This window comes from Streptomyces sp. NPDC088910 (assembly GCF_044749865.1).
Lineage (GTDB): Bacteria > Actinomycetota > Actinomycetes > Streptomycetales > Streptomycetaceae > Actinacidiphila.
This window is the reverse complement of the sequence record NZ_JBIVIV010000004.1, coordinates 465,411-484,636: the sequence shown is the minus strand read 5'-3', so window position 1 is coordinate 484,636 and position 19,226 is coordinate 465,411. Positions and strand designations below refer to the sequence as shown.

Genomic DNA, 19,226 nt, shown 5'->3' with positions numbered 1-19,226 from the left:
GGGAGCCTTCCTGATAGTTTACGCCGCATGAAAACCGCCGCCGCCGACGACAAGACGGCTCCGTCCCGGATCCGCCGGGCCCATATGGCCATCGCCATCGCGTTCGCCGTCCACGGCGCGGCGAGCGGCACCTTCGCCACCCGTATCCCGTGGATCAAGGACCATCTGTCCCTGAGCCCCGGCGCTCTCGGTCTGGCGCTGGCCTGTCCCGCGATCGGCTCGTCGCTGATGATGCCGCTGGCGGGGCGGCTGATGCACCGCCTCGGCTCCCGTACCGCGCTGCGCGTCCTGCTCGGGATGTGGACGGCCGTACTGGCGCTGCCCGCGGTCATGCCGGGCCTGCCGTGGCTGTGCCTGGCGCTGCTCGCCTTCGGGGCCAGCGCGGGCATGGCGGATGTCGTCATGAACGCGATCGGCATCGAGGTGGAGCACCGCAAGGGCAAGTCGATCATGTCGGGGCTGCACGGCATGTGGAGCGTCGGCACGCTGGTGGGCGCGGCGATCGGCGTGCCCGCGGCGCACGCGGGGCTCGACGGCAGGATCCATCTGGGCGCGATGGCCGCGGCGCTGCTGGTGACGAGTTACCTGATCTGCGCCGGGGTGCCCGACATCCGGCCGGACGCGGAGGAGGCCGCGCCGCCGCGCTTCGCCCTGCCGCCGCGCACGGCGCTCGTGATCGGGGCGATCGGCTTCTGCGGGGTGTTCGCGGAGGGCGGCAGCTCCGACTGGTGCGCGGTCTACCTGCGCGATGTCGCCGGGGCCTCACCCGGCATCGCGGCGGTCGCGTACACCGCGTTCTCCTGCACGATGGCGGTCACCCGGCTCTTCGGCGACTTCGCGGTACGGCGGCTGGGCGCGGTACGGACGCTGCGGTCGGGCGGGGTGCTCGCCACCCTCGGCGGTCTGCTGGTGGTGCTCTCGCACTCGCCGCTGCCCGCCATCGCGGGCTTCGCGCTGCTCGGCATCGGGATATCCGTGGTCGTGCCGCTGTGCTTCGCCGCCGCCGGGCGCAGCGGCCCCAATCCGAGCCAGGCCATCGCGGGCGTCGCCACCGTCACGTACACCTCGGGCCTGGTCGCCCCGGCCGCGATCGGCGGTATCGCCGGGGCCACCTCGCTGACGGTCTCCTTCACGCTGGTCACCGTCCTCACCCTCGGCCTGGTGGTGGGCGCGGGCGTCGTCCGCCCGGCCGCGGGCAAGACGGTCACCGGCTCCTCCCCCGCGCCCGCGCCGGGGGTCGCCGCCGCGGCCGACTGATCCGGTAAGGGGACGGCCGGGCGAGGCCGTACGGTCCCGCCCGGCCCTCCCCTTACGGCGAACACCTCGGCGGGGCACTCGGCACGCGGGGCGGCGGCACGGTCCGGAAGATCCGGGAAACCCCTGGGAATCCCGGGGAATCGAAGGTCCGGCGGGCACGCACGGGGGATTCGTGCCCGCCGGACCGTGTCTTCACGTTAGCGGCCCTTCACTCACTGTTGGGCATACCCGGGGGCAAATCATGCCGCGGGAATACGCCATGGCACAGGCGCGCCTCCATACCCCTTACGTAGGCGCCATCGCCCGTACGTACGAAGGGAGTTGGGCCGTGACAGTCACATTCCGCGGCGCGCCGGGGACGACGGTCCGGGGACCGTTTCAGCCGACGGCCAGATCCTGGAGGCCGACCACCTTGAGCAGCCGCAGCCGCTCGTACGCGGCGCTGCCGGGGCGCGCGGTGTAGACGATCAGCCGCTGGTCGTGCTCGGGGCTGAGCAGCACCTCGCAGTCCAACTCCAGCTCCCCGACGACCGGATGGCGGAAGCGCTTGGTGTCCGAGCGGCGCACCGCGACCTCGTGGTCGTCCCACATCCGGGCGAACTGCGGGCTCTGCGCCCGCAGTTCGGCGACGAGCGCGGCCGGGCGCGGGTCGTCGGGGCGGGCCGCGAGCACGGCGCGCAGATTCGCCACATGGTGACGGGCCAGCGTCTCGTGGTCCTCCTCGGGGAACAGCGCGCGGGCGGAGGGGTCGGTGAACATCCGCCGTACGACATTGCGCAGCGCGGGCGGCCGCGCCGACACGTCGCCGAGCAGGGCCGCGGCCATCGCGTTCTGCGCGAGGACGTCGCCGAAGTCGCTCACCACCTGGGCGGGCGTGTCGTGCAGCCGGTCGAGGACCAGCAGCAGCCCCGGCCTGACGTGCCCGCTGCCGCCCGCCTCGCGCGGCGGCTCCTCCCCCGACAGGTGGAACAGGTGGTCCCGCTCGTCCGCGGTCAGCCGCAGCGCGCGGGCCAGTGCGGTGAGCATCTGGCGCGAGGGGCGCGGGCCGCGGGACTGTTCGAGCCGCGTGTAGTAGTCCGCCGACATCCCGGCGAGCTGGGCGACCTCCTCGCGGCGCAGCCCCGGCGTGCGGCGCCTGACCCCCTCGGCCAGGCCCACGTCGGCGGGGGCGAGGCGGGTGCGGCAGCGGCGCAGGAAGTCGGCGAGCTCGGGTCGGTTCACCCTTCCAGCATGCGTCCGCGCGGCGCGGCTATCCAGGGAGTGCCACTCCCCGGATAGAGAGGTCTCTGCCGCCCGCGCTCCGGGCCGCGCAGGGTGGGAGACAGCGGCGGAACACCGGGTCCCGCCGCAGGTCCGCACCACGAGGAGCACCCCATGAAGATCCTGGTCACCGGCGCGACGGGACAGGTCGGACGCCGGTTCGTACCCCGCCTGCTGCAACGGGCGGGGACCGCCGACACCGTACGCGTCCTGGTACGCGACGAGGCGCGCGCGGAGCCCTTCACCCGGCTCGGCGCGGAGGCGGTGGTCGGCGAGCTGCGTGACGCCGACGACGTCCGCGAGGCCGTGTCGGGCGCCGACGCCGTGCTCAACATCGCCGCCGCCTTCCGCGGTGTCCCCGACGAGGAGGCGTGGGCCGTCAACCGCGACGCCGCGCTCGACCTCGGCCGCGCCGCCGCCGACGCGGGCGTGGGCCGTTTCGTGCAGGTCAGCACCACCTTGGTGTACGGCGCTGGCCGTGGCCGACCGGCCGTCGAGGACGACGAGACGCTGCCCGGCGCCTCCCTGTGGGGCGCCTATCCCGCCGCCAAGCGCGAGGCCGAGGTCGGGCTGCTCGCCCTCGGCCGCGACAGCGGGGTCGACGTGCGCGTCGGGCGTCTCTCCTTCGTCTACGGCGAGGGCGATCCGCACCTGCCGCAGGCGCTGCGGTGGGCCCAGGACTGGCCCGCCCACCGCCGGATGTCCATGGTCCACCACGCCGACGTCGCCCAGGGTCTCCTGCGCGTCCTGTACGCCCCCGGTGTGGCCGGGCGGATCTACAACATCACCGACGACGCGCCGGTCACCGCCCTCGACATCCACTGGATCAACGGGGCCGAGGTGCCTGCCGGTATGGCCGACCGCCCCCTCGCCGACCCCTGGGAGGGCATCTCCTCCCCCCTCCGCATCCACCACGAGCTGGGCTTCCGCCCCCTCCACCCCACCGTCTGGTCCGCCGCCGCGGCGGGCGCCCTCTAAGCGGCGCGTCCGGCGCCGCACCCGCACAGGCGCGCCCGCCGGCGAACTCTGATCCGCACGGGTGGTGCGGGCGGCGAAACCGGTCGCGCCGCGGGCGCGGGGGTGGAGCGGGCCGGGAGGGTGGGGGGATGCGGACGACGGACGAGGATGTCGCCTCGGTGGTGGGGCGGATGCGGCGGGTGGGGGGCCGCCGCGACGGACTGGGCGTGTTCAACGCCGTGTACGTGGAGGTGACACGCGCGGTGGGGCGGCAGTTGGCCGCGAACGGTTTCGAGGACGCCGAGACGGCGGCCCGGTTGGCGGTGCGGTTCGCGAACCGCTACCTCAAGGCCGTCGAGGACGACGCCGGGGGAAGGCAAGCGCCGGCGTCCTGGCGGCCCCTGCTCCGTATGCGCGCCCACCGCGACATCCACCCGCTCCAGTTCGCGCTGGCGGGCGTCAACGCCCATGTCGGCCACGACCTTCCCCTGGCGGTGGTCGACACCTGCCGCGCCACCGGCTGTGAACCCCCCGCCCTGGCCGCCGACTTCGACCGCGTCGGCGAGATCCTGACCGCCGTCGAGGAGCGCGTGCGCGAAGAGCTGATGCCCGGCCCCGACCTGCTCGAACTCGCCGATCCGCTGACCCACGTGGTGGGTTCGTGGAGCCTGGACCGGGCGCGGGACGCGGCCTGGGCGGCGGCCCGGCTGCTGTGGGCGCTGCGCGACCGGCCGGACGCGTACGAGGAGTGCGTGCGCCGCCTGGACGCGGGCGTCGGCCTGATCGGCCGCTGCCTGCTCACGCCGGTGGGCCGTCGCAGCTGACGTACGGGCCCCGTGCTCAGTCCTCCGGCAGCAGCACCGGCGCGATCTCGTCGTAGCGGTCGCCGGGACCGGGATTCAGCGGGTCGGTCGCGCCGCCGAGGTGCCGCATGACACCCCACACCGCGTTGAGCGCGGTCTGCACGGCGCCCTCGGCCCAGCCCGCGGTCCAGGAGATGTCGTCGCCCGCGAGGAAGATGCCGCGCTTGTCGGCGGGCAGCCGGTCCTGCATGAAGTGGGTGAACAGCCGCCGCTGGTACCGGTAGTGGCCGGGCAGGTTGGCCTTGAACGCGCCCATGAAGTACGGCTCGTTCTCCCAGGAGACCGTCACCGGATTGCCGATGATGTGCCTCCTGATGTCGACGCCCGGGTAGATCTCGCCGAGCGACTTCAGCATGACCTCCATGCGCTCGTGGGCGCTGAGCGGCAGCCACTTGAGGCTGTCGTCGCACCAGGTGTACGACAGGCAGATCGCGGCGGGCCGGTCGGGTCCGTCGTCCAGCAGGTACGTGCCGCGGGTCATCCGGTCGGTGAGCGTCATCGACATCAGGTCGCGGCCGGTCCGCGGGTCCTTGTCCAGCCAGAACGGCCGGTCCACCGGCACGAAGAGCTTGCTGGACTCCATGTAGTGGGTGCGCTCCATCGCCGTCCAGTGGTCGATCGGGAAGAGCGAGTCGTCGCAGGCGATCTTGGACAGCAGCAGCCAGCTCTGCGCGGTGAAGACGGCGGCGCGGTACGTACGGATGTCCCCCGACGCGTCGGTGACGGTGATCCGGTTGCCCGCGGTGCGGTGCAGCCCGGTCACGGCCGGGCGCGGCCGGCCGTCGCGGGCGGCGTGCAGCGAGCGCAGCGAGGTGCCCTTCGGCCAGTGCACGGCCTTGTCGGGCTCGCGTTCCCACAGTCGCAGCGGGAGCTGCTGCGAGCCGCCGACGATCCCGCGGTGGTCGTCGTCCGCGCCGGTGTAGACGACCCGCAGGATCTCCAGGATCGAGTTGGGGAAGTCGGTGTCCCAGCCGCCGGTGCCGAAGCCGACCTGCCCGAAGATCTCCCGGTGCCGGAAGGACGCGAAGGCCGGGGAGTCGCACAGGAAGCCGTAGAAGGTCTGGTTGTCCAGCTTCTCGACCAGCGCCGACCAGATCTCCCGGATCACGGGGATGTCCCGCTCGCGCAGGGCCCGTTGCATCGCGGAGAAGTCGGCGCCGTCCTCCAGGCACGCGTTCCAGGCGTGCATCACCTGGTGGTAGACCTCGGGAAGGTCGTCCACCGAGGTGGCGTAGTGCGACTCGCCCTTGAGGTCCACGACGGTCGAAGGCGTGCCGGGCGCGAGCGGGTTGGGGAACGGCTTGGTCTCCAGGCCCACCAGGTCCACGTAGTGCTGGAAGGCGGTGGACGAGGGCGGGAAGCGCATCGCGCCCAACTCCGCGGTGAGGCCGGGGTCGCAGCCGTCGAAGCCGACCGTGCGCAGCCGCCCGCCGATCTGGTCCGCCTCGTAGACGACGGGCTTGAGGCCCATCTTCATCAGTTCGTACGCGGTGACGATGCCGGACAGGCCGCCGCCGATCACCGCGACCTCCGTGCCGTGCTCGGTGGGCGGCACCGCGCCGAGGCCAGCGGGGTGCGCCAGGAAGTCGTCGTAGGCGTAGGGGAAGTCAGGCCCGAACATGGTGACGGGCGGCTGCTCCTGGGCTTCGGCGTGCTGCTCGTCGTGGACCGCGGTGGGCACGGACGTCATGGGGCGGCTCTCCTGGCTGAACTGGCGTGCGGGAAAAGGGGGGGTTACGGGCGCTCGCGGGACACTACGGCGCGCGGGCTCAGCCGAGCGCGCGGTACAACTCCGGGCGGCGGTCGGCCAGATACGGCGTCTCCGCGCGGGCGGCGTCGATCAGCGCCGGGTCCACATCGGCGAAGACCAGTTCCTCGCCGGTCCCGGCCCGCGCGCGCACCGCGCCGTCCGGTCCGACGAGGCAGCTCAGCCCCGCGAAGTGGTAATCGCCCTCGGCCCCGCAGCGGTTGGCGTACGCCAGGTGCAGCTGGCTCTCGTACGCGCGGGCCGGGACGAGGGTGCGCGGCACGAATTCGTACGGCCGCATCAACGCGGTCGGCACGACGAGGAGTTGGGTGCCGCCGAGCGCGTGCGCCCGTACCGCCTCGGGGAATTCCACGTCGTAGCAGATCAGCAGCCCGATCCGTACGCCGTCGACGTCGGCCTGTACGACGGGTGTGTCACCGGCGGTGAAGGCGGACCGCTCGAAGTCCCCGAACAGGTGCGTCTTGCGGTAGTTGGCGAGCGGGGCGCCGTCCGGGCCGATCAGCCGCGCCGCGTTGTGCACGGCCGTACCGTCCCGCTCGGGGTAGCCGTAGACGATGGCGATCCCGTACCGGGCGGCGATCTCCGCCACCCGCCGCGCCGACGGTCCGTCGGCCTCCTCGGCCAGCGCCGCGAGGCGGTCGCCGACCGCGTAGCCGGTCAGCGACAGCTCGGCCGTCACCAGCAGCCGCGCTCCCCCCTCGGCGGCCCGTCGAGCCGCCTCCTCGAATCCGGCGAGCGCCGCGTCCACCGACTCGGGTACGCCGCCCGGCCCCTGATACAGCGCAGCGCGCAACGGTGCCATGAGTCTCTTTCGCCTGTTCAGAGGGGGTGTACGGGACTCCTTCGACAGTACGGTTCCGTGCGCGGCGGCGGCAAGACGCGATCATTGCGGCTGCTGCCGCTGTTCGTTGCGTCTTCTCCGGCACTACCGGCGATTCGTTGCGCCGGGTCGCCGCTGAGGGGCTCGCGCGGCGCGAACTGAGGGGCTCGCGGGGCGCGTCCTGGGGGCACGGAAGCGGGCCCTCACCCCGGGATTCAGGGGTGGGGGCCCGCTCGCGTGGTGCGGTGAGGCCGTTCGACCGGCCGTCAGGTCGGTTCAGCTACCGAAGCGGCGGTCCTTGCGGCCCTGCTCACCCTCGTAGCCGCTGGTCTCCTCGGTGGTCGCGGGGCTCGTGTCGGTCTCGATCCGCTCCTTGCGGACCCGGCCGTGCACGGTCTTCTGCTCGACGTGCTCGTCGACGCGCATGCGGACGCGCTCCTTCGGCACGACCTCGGTCTCGATGATCGCCTTGTCCTCGTGGAGGGTGACGACCTGTTCGGCCTCGCTGATGTCGCCCGTACGGCCCGCGGCGGTCTTCGGGTCGATGGGCTCACGGACGAGGTGGACCTCTTCGTGCCGGATCGGCACCGTCTGCTCGACTTCCTCGACGTCCACGACCTTGTGGAGCCGCGCCTGGCCGATGGTCTCCCGCTCGACCCGGACGTGCATCTCCTCCTCGGAGCGGATCATGGTCTCGCTCTCGGGGTCGAGACCGTCCGCGGCGAGGCGCTGCGGTGCGCCCGAGGCCATGGCGGGCGTGTCCTTGCCGGTGGAGGCGACCGGCGCGCCCGCGCGGGCCGCGGCGGTCTTGTCGGTGCTCGGCGCTCCGGTGTCCGCGGTCCGCGCGTGACGGCCCGCGGCGGTGCCCGCGGCCACTCCGGCGGCACCGGCCGTACCGGCGGCGGCTCCGGCCTTCGCGTCGCCGGTCCCGGCGCCCTGCCCGTTCGCGGCGCGGCCCACGGACCCGCCGGACCTGGCTTCCATGCCGTAGTAGCGGTAGAGGTTCTGCTCCTCCGACGCCGAGAGGTGTCCGCCCGAGTCCACGTCCACATTGGGCGCGCCCTTGACCTGGTCCTTCTCGTACGGAACCTCAAGATGGTCCTCGACCAGGCGGGCGGCACGCGTCGGCACGAATGTCTCGTTGTTGCCGAAGAAACCGGTCTTCACCGCGACCCACTCGACTTCGCCCGTGGCGTCGTCCAGGTACAGGTGGGCGGCTTCGCCGATCTTCTTCCCCTGAGCGTCATGCACCGCATGGCCCATGACCTTGGGAATCTGCTCACGCGTGATCATGTCGCCTCCTTCGTGCTGCCGGGGCCGATCTGGCCTCAGTACCCGTTGTACCCCGATCGGGTGACTTCAGCCACAATTCGCATGATTTGCGACATTACCCAACTTATGCCTCGGCAGGCGCACTCCGCGCCCTCACTCCGGGGCGCCTGCGCCGTAGCGGCGCAGCAGCGGGGAGAGGATCAGCACGGATTTAGTGCGGGTCACGAACGGCTCCCCCGCGATCTTCTCCAGCACCTGCTCGAAGTGCCGTACGTCGGAGGCGAAGACCTGGACCACGGCGTCCGCCTCACCGGTGACGGTGGAGGCGGACGCGACTTCCGGGTAGCGGGCGAGGCCGCGCCTGATGTCGCCGGGCGAGGTGTTGTGGCGGCAGTACAGCTCCACCAGCGCCTCGGTCTGCCAGCCGAGCGCGGCGGGGTCGACCCGTACGGTGAAACCGGTGATCGCGCCCGCCGCCAGCAGCCGGTCCACCCGGCGTTTGACGGCGGGCGCCGACAGGCCCACTTGGGCGCCGATGTCCGCGTAGGACCGCCGGGCGTCCTCGGCCAGGGCGTGCACGATGCGTTCGTCGAGATCGTTGAGCGGCTTCACAGCTCGCAGGATAGAGACATCTCCGACGACTCGGGACCAAGGCCCCCTGGCGACACCGGGACGGGCACCGGCGAGGGCACCGGCGCGGGCACGGGCACGGGCACCGGCGAAGGCACCGGTACCGGCGCGGCCACGGGCACCGGCGAAGGCACCGGCGCCCGACCGCGCGTCAGTTCCAGCTCGCGTGCAGCGGCTTGCCCTCCGCGTAGCCCGCCGCGCTCTGGATGCCGACGATCGCCTTCTCCGCGAACTCGTCGAGCGAGGCGGCCCCGGCGTACGTGCAGGAGCTGCGCACCCCGGCGATGACCGAGTCGATCAGGTCCTCGACGCCCGGCCGGGCCGGGTCGAGGAACATCCGCGAGGTGGAGATGCCCTCCTCGAACAGCGCCTTGCGCGCCCGGTCGTACGCCGACTCCTCGCTCGTACGGTTGCGGACCGCGCGCGCCGAGGCCATGCCGAAGGACTCCTTGTACAGCCGCCCGTCGGCGGCCTGCTGGAGGTCGCCCGGCGACTCGTACGTACCGGCGAACCAGGAGCCGATCATCACGTTGGACGCGCCCGCCGCCAGCGCCATGGCGACATCGCGCGGGTGCCGGACGCCGCCGTCGGCCCAGACGTGCTTGCCGTGCTTGCGCGCCTCCGCGGCGCACTCCATGACGGCGGAGAACTGCGGGCGGCCGACGCCGGTCATCATGCGGGTGGTGCACATGGCGCCGGGTCCGACGCCGACCTTGATGATGTCGGCGCCCGCCTCGATCAGGTCGCGGACGCCCTCGGCGGCCACGATGTTGCCCGCCACGATCGGCACCCGCGGGTCGAGCGCGCGCACGGCGCGAACCGCCGCGAGCATCGACTCCTGGTGGCCGTGCGCGGTGTCGACGACCAGGGTGTCCACCCCGGCGTCCAGGAGCTGCTTGGCCTTGCCCGCCACGTCGCCGTTGATGCCCACGGCCGCGGCGATCCGCAGCCGCCCGTTCGCGTCGACGGCGGGCTCGTACAGCGTGGCGCGCAGCGCGGCCTTGCGGGTCAGGATGCCGACGAGCAGGCCCTCGGCGTCCACAGCCGGGGCCAGCTTGCGGTGCGCGTCCTCCAGCCGGTTGAACGCCTCGCGCGGGTCGATGTCCGCGTCGAGCAGCAGCAGGTCCCTGGACATGACCTCGGAGAGCTGCGTGAAGCGGTCCACGCCGCTGAGGTCGGACTCGGTGACGACGCCGACCGGCCGCCCGTCCTCGACCACCACGCCCGCGCCGTGCGCCCGCTTGGGCAGCAGGGACAGCGCGTCGGCGACGGTCTGGGAGGGGGCGAGCGTGATCGGGGTGTCCAGCACCAGATGGCGCTGCTTGACGTAGGCCACGACATCGGCGACGACGTCGTGGGGGATGTCCTGCGGGATGACGACGAGGCCGCCGCGCCTGGCCACGGTCTCGGCCATCCGGCGGCCCGCGATGGCCGTCATATTGGCCACGACCAGGGGGATGGTGGTGCCCGTCCCGTCAGGGGACCTGAGGTCCACGCCCTGGCGGGAACCGACCGCGCTGCGGCTCGGCACCATGAAGACGTCGTCGTACGTCAGGTCGTACGGCGGCCGAATATCGTTGAGGAATTTCACGCTGTTGCTCCCACCTGCGGCTTTGCCTTGCAGGCGAGCCGAAGTCAGCACGGAACCAGCACGGTGGCACTGGTCAGTACCTCGTCCATCACACGCTTCAGCTTGTCGTCCGAGCCCGGGGTCAGGTGACCATAGATGTCCGCGGTTATCTGAATTGTAAAGCGCCCCGACCAGCGGGAGACCTCCAGGAGGGACACCCCGTCGGGGCCGCCGCGCCTGGACCTGGCGGAGGAGGTCCGCGGCGTACCGGAGCAAGCAGGCTGAATCTTTCAGTCTGCGTGGTCGATACACGATGATTGACATAATCGCATGGCATCATGGCCTTTCGGACGGCCGGCAGGTGTGAGCGATCGGGGACCCGTATGGAGGCCAAGGGCTACGGCCACGCGGGAGCGCGCATTGATGTCACAGCGCTGATCCGAGCCGAGCTGCCGCATCTGACGGGCTCACTGCGGAAAGTGGCCGAGCTGGTGCTCGCCGACCCCAACTCCGTGATCGGCTGCTCGGCCGCCGAGCTGGGGCGGCGCACCGGCACGTCCCAGCCGACGGTGACGCGGTTCTGCCGTGCGGTGGGCCTGGAGTCGTACCAGCATCTGCTGATCGAACTGGTCCGTGAGAGCGCGCGCGGCGACGAGCCCGCCTGGGGCACCTCGGAGATCGGGCCGGACATCTCCCCCGACGACGACTTGCGGCGGGTGGTCACCGTCGTCGGCCAGGCAGATCTCGGCGCGGTGCAGCGGACGTTGGACACCATCGACCTGGCGTCGCTTGAGCGCGCGGCCCAGGCGGTCGCCCGAGCGCGGCGGATCGACGTGTACGGCGTCGGCGGCAGCGGCGCGGTGGCGGTGGAGACCGAGCTGCGGCTCTTCGGGATCGGATGCGCGGTGCGCGGGTGGAACGAAGTGCACGCCGCCACGACGTCGGCGGCCCTGCTCACCCCGGCCGATGTCGCCATCGGCATCTCTCACTCCGGATCGACCCGGGAGACGATCGAGCCGTTCGAACTCGCCCGCGCGCGGGGCGCCACCACAGTGGCGATCACCGCCGACCACAGGTCACCGCTGGCGCGGGCCGCTGAGGTCCGGCTGATCTCCGCAACCGCCGAGACCTCCTTCCGCGCCGGCAGCATCGGAGCCCGGCACTCGGTGCTGGTGCTGATCGACTGCTTGTACGTGCGCGTGGCGCAGCTGTCGTACGGCCGGGCCAGCGCGTCCATGGCGCTCACCGGGCACATCCCGGGCGACCACATGGTGAAGGGGCGCCGCGGGCGCTGAGTTTCAGCGCGCTGAGTTCAGTGCGCCCGAGTTTCAGTGCGCCGAGTTCAGTGCGCCGAGTCCGTCTGCCGATACCGGGGCGCGGGCGCGGCGGTGCACGCCGCGTCCTGCATGATTCATTCATCATTTCTGCGCATCGTGGTTGATTGAACCACCACCGTCTGCCAGCATGTGTGCGTCCGCCACGGTCGCCGGTGCACCGTTGGGACCTTCAGCCCCCTCCCCGTTCCCGCGTTCTAACGATCGGAGTAGGCCATGCCAGAACAGAACTCCTCCCTCTCCAGCGCTTCACAGCCGATGCACCGCCGGACGCTGCTACAGGCCGCGGGCCTGGGCGCCGGCGTCCTGGCCGCGGGCGGGCTGGCCGCCAACCGGGCGGCGGCCGCACCGGGGCCCGGCGATCCGACCGCCGGGGCGCTGAGTTCGGTGGATTCCGGAGACGGCACGCACGCCGCCGACGCGGCGGACTCTTCCGCCGCGAGTGTGGATCTTCCGCTCACCGGAGGGCCGGACTTCCCGATCGGGCTGTTCTGGCCGCCGCACCCGTACGAGACCACGCTCGACCGCTACCAGGAGATCAAGGACGCCGGGTTCACCTTCTTGATCACGGGCAACTACCAATTCGATCCGCAAAGCGGCGGCTACGCCTTGCAGATGGCCGACCAGGTGGGCCTGAAGGTGCTGATCTCGGGCGACCCCCGGATCCAGGCGATCGCGCAGTACCTGTCGGTCACCGATGACCGGAGCGTGCCGTCCTCGCTCACCACCGCTGACGCGACGTCATGGGTGCGTGCGGCACTGGCCAGTTATGCGAACCACCCCTCGCTCGCCGGGTTCAACGTCTTCGACGAACCGGCCCAGTCCAGATTCCCCACGGTCGGGGCGCTCACCGGCATCGTGCGTGACGTCGCACCGGGGCTGCTGCCGTACTCCAACCTCGTGCCGGGTAACGGCCCGGACTACGCGGCCTTCGTGCAGGCGTACATCGACACCGTCAAGCCGCCGCTGATCTCGTTCGACCGGTACCCGATCCTCACCGACGGCATAGACCTCAACTACTTCGACAACTGGGCGATCTACCGCGAGGCGTCGCTGAAGTCCGGGCTGCCGGCGTGGACGTTCATCCAGTCGGTCGGCTACAACAACCACCGGGTGCCCACCGCCTCGCAGTTGGCCTGGCAGACCAATATCAGCCTGGCGTACGGCTGCAAGGGCATCCAGTACTTCACCTACTGGACGCCGGACCCCGCCCGTGGCGAGGGTTTCACCAAGGCGCTGATCACCGCCGACGGCAAGCAGACCCCGCTGTACGGCGCGGCCCGCAGGCTGAACCGCACCTGGCTCCAGCCGGTCGGCCGCCAACTCAAGCCGCTCCGCTCGGAGTCGGTCCAACACGCCAACGACGACCCGCTGCCGCCGAGCGCGGTGGCCTTCACCCCGGGCGACCACCTGACCTCGGCCACCGGGGACGCCGCCGTCATCGGTCTCTTCAGGAACACGCAGGACGACGGCACTCGCTACCTGCTCGTGGCCAACCGCAACCCCGACGCCCCCGCCTCGGTGCGGCTCGGCGTCAACCAGGCGCACGTCGGAAGCGTGGCGACCTTCGAGCCGGCCACCGGCCGCTACCGCGGAGCGGCCCAGCACGGCACGCTGAAGGTCCACCTCAAAGCGGGCGCGGCGGCGCTCTACCGCCTGTCGCCGCGCTGAGTCCGGAGGCTGAGCGACACTGGGCGGCCCCGGCCCGCCCGGTCGACTCTCCTGGGTCGGTGATCCAGGTGGCTGTCCGCCGGGAGGGCTTCCTGCGGACGGCGACCCCTCGGAACACGGTCCGGGCATATCCAGATGAGGTCTGTTCGGCTGGGTAGACGCCCCCGGTGAGACACGGCGTACCGGCGTGTTGTGAGGGAGAGTCAGCTGATGCAGTTCGACGACGATGCCGCCCTGGACACCTCCGAGGTGCAGGACAACCGAGGCGGCGCACGGGGCGGGATTCCCGGTGGCGGAAAGACCGTGGGCGGTGGGGTGGTAGGGCTGCTGGTCGTGATCGCCTCTGTGGTGTTCGGGGTGGACCCGGGTCTGCTCAGCTCGGGCGGCACCTCTGACAGCGCCGCGCGATCCGGCGGCTCCCAGGGCGTCGCGCCCGGCGATCTCGCGGCGAACTGCCGGACCGGGGCGGACGCCAACAAGAAGGACGACTGCCGGATCGTGGCCGTGGTCGACAGCGTCCAGGCATTCTGGAAGCAGACGGAGACAGCCGCAGGAAAGTCCTACACCCAGGCGCCGACCCTGCTGTTCACCGACAGGGTCAACACCGGCTGCGGCGAGGCGACGTCGGAGGTCGGCCCCTTCTACTGCTCCGCCGACGACAAGGTCTACCTCGACCTCGGGTTCTTCGACGAGCTCACAGGCAAGTTCGGCGCCAAGGGAGGCCCGTTCGCCGAGGCATACGTCATCGCGCACGAATACGGACACCACATTCAGGACCTCAGCGGCACCATCTCGCGCGGCAGCGGCCAGGGCGAGAACAGCGGCTCGGTGAAACTCGAACTCCAAGCCGACTGCTACGCCGGAGTGTGGACCCACCACGCCACGACCACCCCGGACCCCGCGAGCGGAAAGCCGCTGATCACCGACCTGACGCGGGCCGACATCACTGTGGGCCTGGACGCGGCGGCCGCTGTCGGCGACGACCGTATCCAGCAGAAGTACCAGGGCAAGGTCACGCCGGACACTTGGACCCACGGCTCGTCGGCGCAGCGCCAGCAGTGGTTCACCAAGGGCTACACCTCCGGAGCCGTCTCGGCCTGCGACACCTTCGCCTGAGAGGTCAGCTCGTCCGGCCCGTCCGCGGTGAGCGCGGACGGGACATGCCGAACGCCCGATACCGCGCGCGGACAACGCCGTGCGCGGCGCGGAATGAGCGCCGCGTTCCTGAACGCTGAATGTCAAATGATGTCAATGCCGCTGAATGCCACTGCCCCTGAATGCCAGTGCCGGGGTCGCCCCGGCCCGGTCGCGGGCACTGGAGCGCTGCCCGCTGGAGGTGGAACCGCTGGTGATGCGGGCGGCGCCCCAGCATTGTCATCCTGTCCCGAAATATCCGGTGTACCCGTCATCGGAGAACGTTGTCGCAATACGACTGAGCGGTGTCCGCCCCGCGAGGGGCAGACACCGCTCAGTGGCAGGTCGAAGTGCGTCGCTACCAGCGGTACCAACGGCCACGGCTGCCACCGGAATTCGTCGAGCGGACAACGAATCCCAGCAGCCAGACCACCAGGACGACGATCGCCACCCACCACAGAATCTTGAGGGCGAACCCGGCGCCGAAGAGAATCAACGCGAGCAGAAGAACGAGCAGAAGCGGTCCCATAGTTTGTACCTCCCACTCGCGCGCTTGCCCCACGCCCACACTGACATGCGCGGATAATGTCACGGAACGGTATCCATCAGCTGGTGACAGGTGTCCTGGCGATGAGCGGGACAGGCGGTCGGGCGCCATAGTCACCGTGCCTCGACGACAGGCGCACTCGATTCCGAGTGCGCGCCAGACCCGTATCACCCCCTACCGCTCCGCAATTCCTTGTCCTCACCATGACGACCGGACGCTGCGGACTGTGTCGCGGACACCGCCGCGGGGATCCGGGCTGTTTCCGACTTCTGGTGCGACCGGTGGTGTCTCGCGCTGCGTCAGCGCGGTGACGGGACGGGGCGGGGCCGTCGAGGCGCGTCGACCGGAGTGACACACCGCCGACCGCCGTGTGCGGCCCGTGCGGCGTATTGACGCATACACGACCAATGGCTAGCTTCAGAGAGCGCTCTCTCGCCTCGTCGCGCCGGTCAACTCAACTCCGCTTCCCGCACGGCGAATTGGACCATGGACAACGATGTCAGGCTCTGTCGAGGACTACGGAAGGCATGCCCATGCGCCCACGCCGCGTCGGATCACCTCTCTCGCCCCGCAGGAGCCGGGCGCTCGTGCTGAGTTCATGCCTGGCGCTGCTGTCGGTCACCGCCGTCGACAGCGCGGTGGCGCGGCAGGCCGCCCCGCCGGCGCGGGCCGCGGCGTCGAGTTCCGTCGTCACCGACGGGAACGCCCGCTTCGAGGTGCTCAGTCCGACCCTGGTGCGGCTGGAGTACGCGGGCGACGCCGTCTTCCAGGACGGGACGACGTTCAACGCCGTCAACCGGTCCTTCCCCGTATCCGACGTCACCACGGACGTCACCGCGGACGGATACCGCGAGATCACGACGTCCGGGCTGACGTTGCGCTACAAGCGGGGCAGCGGCCCTTTCACGGCGGCCAACCTCACGGTGACGATGGCGGGCACGGGAGTGACCGCCAAACCGGCGTTTCCTTCCTACTGCCCGGTCAACTCCGCCTGCGAGGCTGAGAATTCGCTGCTCAGCGGCTACGGCGTCGCCGCCTACGACCACACCGGGCACACCGGCTCCGGCTTCGTCGCCGGATACGAGCACACGGGCAGCGGCCTCACCCAGGACGTCTCCGCGGTGCCGTCGACCGGCGACTACCGGCTGTGGGTGCGCTACTCCAACGCGGCGGGCGGCACGGGCACCCTGTCCACCCGGGTCGGCTCGACCGCGGGCCCGGCGCTCAGCCTGCCCGCCACCTCGTCGTGGAACGCCTGGTCGACCGCGTCCGCCACGGTGCACCTGACCGCCGGCACCAACACCCTGAGCATCGTGCAGAACGCGGGTGACACCGGCCGGGTCAACATCGACAGCCTGGCGGTCACCCCGGTCGGCACCACGGCGTACCCGGCCGCGTCGACGGCGCTCACCACGACCGGCTACGGCGCGGGGCCGACGAACACCCTCGGCGGCTGGTCCCGGACGCTGGACAATCCGGCGGCCGTGCCGGTGCCCGAGCACCCGGGGATCCTGGATCGCGACGGCTGGTACCTGCTCGACGACACCCGGACGGCTCTGCTGTCGGGCGCGCACGCGGTGACCGACCGGCCCTCGCACGGCGCCCAGCCGTACCAGGACGGCTACTTCTTCGGCTACGGCCAGAACTACAAGCAGGGCCTCGCCGACCTCAACTCCCTGACCGGCGGCGCCAATCTGCTACCGGAGTCGGCCTACGGCGTGTGGTACTCGCGGTACTACGGCTACTCGACGGCCGACTACGAGAATTCGCTGCTGCCCACCTTCCGCAGCACGAACACGCCGATCGACTGGCTGGTGGTGGACACCGACTGGAAGTCGCCGACGCAGTGGAACGGCTGGAACTGGAACAGTTCGCTCTTCCCCGATCCGCGGGCATTCCTCGACTGGACCAAGCAGCAGGGTCTCGCGGTGTCGATGAACATCCACCCGACCATCGACAGCGGCGACCCCAAATTCGCCGCGGCCAACTCCCGCGCGGGCGGCCTCCTGCCCGACGGCGGCAGTACGTACGCCTTCGACTGGTCCAACCCGGCGCATCTGGCCGCCTATCTCGATCTGCACCAGCCCTTCGAGCAACAGGGCGTGCGGGAGTGGTGGCTGGACTACTGCACCAACTGCGGTGCCTCGACCGCGTCAGATCCGCATGTGGGGCCGGACAATCTGATCAACCAGGCCTATGCGGACGACGCGGCGGCCAAGGGGCTGCGCGGCTTCTCCTTCGCACGGATCGGCGGCTCGGAGGAGGGCGGCGACAACAGCAACTACCCGGTCGGGCCCTGGTCCGAGCGGCGCAACTCGATGCAGTTCACCGGCGACACGCCCGCGACGTGGGACATGCTCGCCTTCGAGGCGAAGTTCACCGCCGCCGAGGCCGCCGCGGGAATCTCCAATGTCAGCCATGACATCGGCAGCTTCCACGGCGGTCATCTCGCCGACGATCTGTACGCCCGCTGGGTGCAATTCGGCACCTTCCAGCCGGTGGACCGGCTGCACTCCGACCACGGCGACCGGCTGCCGTGGAACTACAGCGGCGCTGCCGCGGCGAGCGCCGAGTCCTTCCTGCGGCTACGGGAGGCGCTCGTCCCGTACACGTACACGCTCGCACAGCAGGCGAACGCGACCGGTGTGCCCATCGTCCGGCCGCTGTATCTCGACTACCCGTCCCAGGACGCCGCCTACAGCGCCACCGGCGAGTACCTGTACGGCGACGACGTCCTGGTCGCGCCGATCACCTCGCCCAACGACTCCAGCGGCAACGGCTCCGCGTCGGTGTGGGTGCCGCCGGGGAGCTGGACGGACTACTTCACCGGCCGCACCTACACCGGGCCCGCCACCGTCACCATCACCGGTCCGCTGTCCCGGATGCCGGTGCTGATCAAGGCCGGCGGCATCCTCCCCACCCGCACCGACTACGTCGACAACCAGGGGCAGCGGCCGTTGACGCAGGTGACGGTGAATGTCGCCGCGGGTGCCGACGGGGCCTTCTCGGTCTACTCCGACGCCGGCGAGGGCACGGGCTATCGCAGCGGCCAGGCGACCGAGGCTCCCCTGTCGTGGAGTGAGGCGGCTCGCACACTGACGATCGGCGCGCAGACCGGTTCCTTCAGCGGCGCGCCGACCTCCCGGGCCTACACCCTGCGGCTGTCCAACTCGCAGGCGCCGACCGCCGTTTCGGTCGACGGGGCGCAGGTCCCGGAGACCGCGTGGTCGTGGAACGTCAACCGCAGGACGGTGACGGTGACGACGGGCGCGCTCCCGCTCGGCTCCTCGCACACCGTGACGCTGTCAGGCAGCGCGTCCGCGAACCCGGCGTCCGGCGAGGTGATCGGCGCGGGCGGCCTGTGCCTCGACGTGCGCGGCGGGGTGGCCGACGACGGGACGGCCGTACAGCTGTGGGGCTGCAACCACAGCGCGGCCCAGCAGCTCGCGTACCAGGCCGACAGTACCGTCCGGGTCCTCGGCAAGTGCCTGACGGCCACGGGCGGCGGGACGGCGAACCGTACGCCGGTGAGCGTCGCGGGCTGCTCGGGTGCCGCCTCGCAGACCTGGACGCACCGCTCCGACGGCAGCCTGCTCAATCCGGCCTCGGGACGCTGCCTCGACGTGCCGGACGGCAACACCACACCCGGCGCCGTACAGCTCCAGCTCTACGACTGCGCCGGTGTGACCGCGCAGTCGTGGAAGCTGCCGCCCGGTGCGGTCTCCGGCCCCGCTGCCCTGTGCGTGGACGTGACCAACGCCGATCCGGCCTCCGCCACGCCCGTGCAGTTGTCCGGCTGCAACGGCTCCGACGCGCAGCGCTGGTCCGCGCCCGGCGACCGCACGCTGCGGACCTTCGGCAAGTGCCTCGACGCGGTGGGCGGCAACACCGGCAACGGCACACGGACCCAACTGTGGGACTGCAACGGCACGGGCGCCCAGGTGTGGGAGAGCCGGGCCGACGGCACCTTGTTCAATCCGCAGTCGGGCCGCTGCCTCGACGACAAGGACAACGGCCAGCAGGCCGGGGATCCCGTGCAGTTGTGGGACTGCAACGGGACGGCGGCACAGCGCTTCCGCCTCGGCTGACCGGCACGTCCCGTCCGCTGTGACCCACCCCGTCGCGGCCACGGTCAGGCCGGCT

14 protein-coding genes are annotated in these 19,226 nt (G+C 71.3%); 7 read left to right on the top strand and 7 right to left on the bottom strand.

Features of this window, described 5'->3' with window-relative positions; genetic code table 11:
- Positions 1-27: 27 nt before the first annotated feature.
- Positions 28-1,257, top strand: coding sequence for an MFS transporter (locus tag ACIP4Z_RS12965; RefSeq protein ID WP_391050604.1), 1,230 nt, complete (start codon positions 28-30; stop codon positions 1,255-1,257).
- 378 nt (positions 1,258-1,635) lie between these two features.
- Here ACIP4Z_RS12965 and ACIP4Z_RS12960 read toward each other — a convergent pair whose 3' ends face one another.
- A complete protein-coding gene (locus ACIP4Z_RS12960) occupies positions 1,636-2,478 on the bottom strand; it encodes a helix-turn-helix transcriptional regulator (protein WP_355347073.1) in 843 nt (280 codons plus the stop codon).
- A 153-nt stretch (positions 2,479-2,631) separates the two neighbouring features.
- Between ACIP4Z_RS12960 and ACIP4Z_RS12955 the strand changes: the two genes are divergently transcribed.
- Both ACIP4Z_RS12955 and ACIP4Z_RS12950 read left to right on the top strand, forming a co-directional pair.
- Positions 2,632-3,495 (top strand): NAD-dependent epimerase/dehydratase family protein, encoded by an 864-nt coding sequence (locus tag ACIP4Z_RS12955; protein ID WP_391050601.1) that lies wholly within the window; start codon positions 2,632-2,634, stop codon positions 3,493-3,495.
- Positions 3,496-3,623: 128 nt separating this feature from the next.
- Positions 3,624-4,298, top strand: coding sequence for a DUF5995 family protein (locus tag ACIP4Z_RS12950; RefSeq protein WP_355347067.1), 675 nt, complete (start codon positions 3,624-3,626; stop codon positions 4,296-4,298).
- Between the two features lie 16 nt (positions 4,299-4,314).
- On the opposite strand, the gene ACIP4Z_RS12945 is transcribed toward ACIP4Z_RS12950, so the two are convergent.
- The 5 genes from ACIP4Z_RS12945 to ACIP4Z_RS12925 all read right to left on the bottom strand — a co-directional run bounded on the left by ACIP4Z_RS12945 (position 4,315) and on the right by ACIP4Z_RS12925 (position 10,418).
- The gene (locus ACIP4Z_RS12945; protein ID WP_355347064.1) at positions 4,315-6,027 is read right to left on the bottom strand and encodes an NAD(P)/FAD-dependent oxidoreductase; all 1,713 of its coding nucleotides are present in this window, start codon (positions 6,025-6,027) and stop codon (positions 4,315-4,317) included.
- Positions 6,028-6,106: 79 nt separating this feature from the next.
- On the bottom strand, positions 6,107-6,907 hold the full coding sequence (locus ACIP4Z_RS12940) for a carbon-nitrogen hydrolase family protein (protein ID WP_401307189.1): 801 nt from the start codon (positions 6,905-6,907) through the stop codon (positions 6,107-6,109).
- A 294-nt stretch (positions 6,908-7,201) separates the two neighbouring features.
- Positions 7,202-8,218: a PRC and DUF2382 domain-containing protein gene (locus ACIP4Z_RS12935; protein WP_355347058.1), complete on the bottom strand. Its 1,017-nt coding sequence runs from the start codon at positions 8,216-8,218 to the stop codon at positions 7,202-7,204.
- A gap of 132 nt (positions 8,219-8,350) precedes the next feature.
- The gene (locus ACIP4Z_RS12930) at positions 8,351-8,809 is read right to left on the bottom strand and encodes an AsnC family transcriptional regulator (RefSeq protein WP_391160759.1); all 459 of its coding nucleotides are present in this window, start codon (positions 8,807-8,809) and stop codon (positions 8,351-8,353) included.
- Positions 8,810-8,978: 169 nt separating this feature from the next.
- A complete protein-coding gene (locus ACIP4Z_RS12925; RefSeq protein ID WP_391050593.1) occupies positions 8,979-10,418 on the bottom strand; it encodes a GuaB1 family IMP dehydrogenase-related protein in 1,440 nt (479 codons plus the stop codon).
- A gap of 362 nt (positions 10,419-10,780) precedes the next feature.
- On the opposite strand from ACIP4Z_RS12925, the gene ACIP4Z_RS12920 reads away from it, so the two are divergent.
- From ACIP4Z_RS12920 to ACIP4Z_RS12910, 3 genes are all read left to right on the top strand, one after another.
- Complete coding sequence (locus ACIP4Z_RS12920; protein ID WP_355347049.1) at positions 10,781-11,692, top strand: MurR/RpiR family transcriptional regulator; 912 nt, start codon at positions 10,781-10,783, stop codon at positions 11,690-11,692.
- Positions 11,693-11,947: 255 nt separating this feature from the next.
- Positions 11,948-13,402 carry a hypothetical protein gene (locus ACIP4Z_RS12915; protein WP_401307184.1) on the top strand — a complete coding sequence of 485 codons (1,455 nt, stop codon included), beginning with the start codon at positions 11,948-11,950 and terminating at the stop codon, positions 13,400-13,402.
- Between the two features lie 210 nt (positions 13,403-13,612).
- Positions 13,613-14,518 (top strand): neutral zinc metallopeptidase, encoded by a 906-nt coding sequence (locus ACIP4Z_RS12910; protein WP_401307181.1) that lies wholly within the window; start codon positions 13,613-13,615, stop codon positions 14,516-14,518.
- Between the two features lie 376 nt (positions 14,519-14,894).
- Here ACIP4Z_RS12910 and ACIP4Z_RS12905 read toward each other — a convergent pair whose 3' ends face one another.
- Positions 14,895-15,065: a hydrophobic protein gene (locus tag ACIP4Z_RS12905; protein ID WP_355348845.1), complete on the bottom strand. Its 171-nt coding sequence runs from the start codon at positions 15,063-15,065 to the stop codon at positions 14,895-14,897.
- A 605-nt stretch (positions 15,066-15,670) separates the two neighbouring features.
- Between ACIP4Z_RS12905 and ACIP4Z_RS12900 the strand changes: the two genes are divergently transcribed.
- A complete protein-coding gene (locus ACIP4Z_RS12900) occupies positions 15,671-19,171 on the top strand; it encodes a ricin-type beta-trefoil lectin domain protein (RefSeq protein ID WP_401307178.1) in 3,501 nt (1,166 codons plus the stop codon).
- The last annotated feature ends 55 nt before the right edge of the window (positions 19,172-19,226 follow it).

Coding starts and splice junctions, on each gene's coding strand:
- ACIP4Z_RS12965 (WP_391050604.1), top strand. CDS start 28: ATGAAAACCGCCGCCGCCGACGACAAGACGGCTCCGTCCCGGATCCGC.
- ACIP4Z_RS12955 (WP_391050601.1), top strand. CDS start 2,632: ATGAAGATCCTGGTCACCGGCGCGACGGGACAGGTCGGACGCCGGTTC.
- ACIP4Z_RS12950 (WP_355347067.1), top strand. CDS start 3,624: ATGCGGACGACGGACGAGGATGTCGCCTCGGTGGTGGGGCGGATGCGG.
- ACIP4Z_RS12945 (WP_355347064.1), bottom strand. CDS start 6,027: ATGACGTCCGTGCCCACCGCGGTCCACGACGAGCAGCACGCCGAAGCC.
- ACIP4Z_RS12940 (WP_401307189.1), bottom strand. CDS start 6,907: ATGGCACCGTTGCGCGCTGCGCTGTATCAGGGGCCGGGCGGCGTACCC.
- ACIP4Z_RS12935 (WP_355347058.1), bottom strand. CDS start 8,218: ATGATCACGCGTGAGCAGATTCCCAAGGTCATGGGCCATGCGGTGCAT.
- ACIP4Z_RS12920 (WP_355347049.1), top strand. CDS start 10,781: ATGGAGGCCAAGGGCTACGGCCACGCGGGAGCGCGCATTGATGTCACA.
- ACIP4Z_RS12915 (WP_401307184.1), top strand. CDS start 11,948: ATGCCAGAACAGAACTCCTCCCTCTCCAGCGCTTCACAGCCGATGCAC.
- ACIP4Z_RS12910 (WP_401307181.1), top strand. CDS start 13,613: ATGCAGTTCGACGACGATGCCGCCCTGGACACCTCCGAGGTGCAGGAC.
- ACIP4Z_RS12905 (WP_355348845.1), bottom strand. CDS start 15,065: ATGGGACCGCTTCTGCTCGTTCTTCTGCTCGCGTTGATTCTCTTCGGC.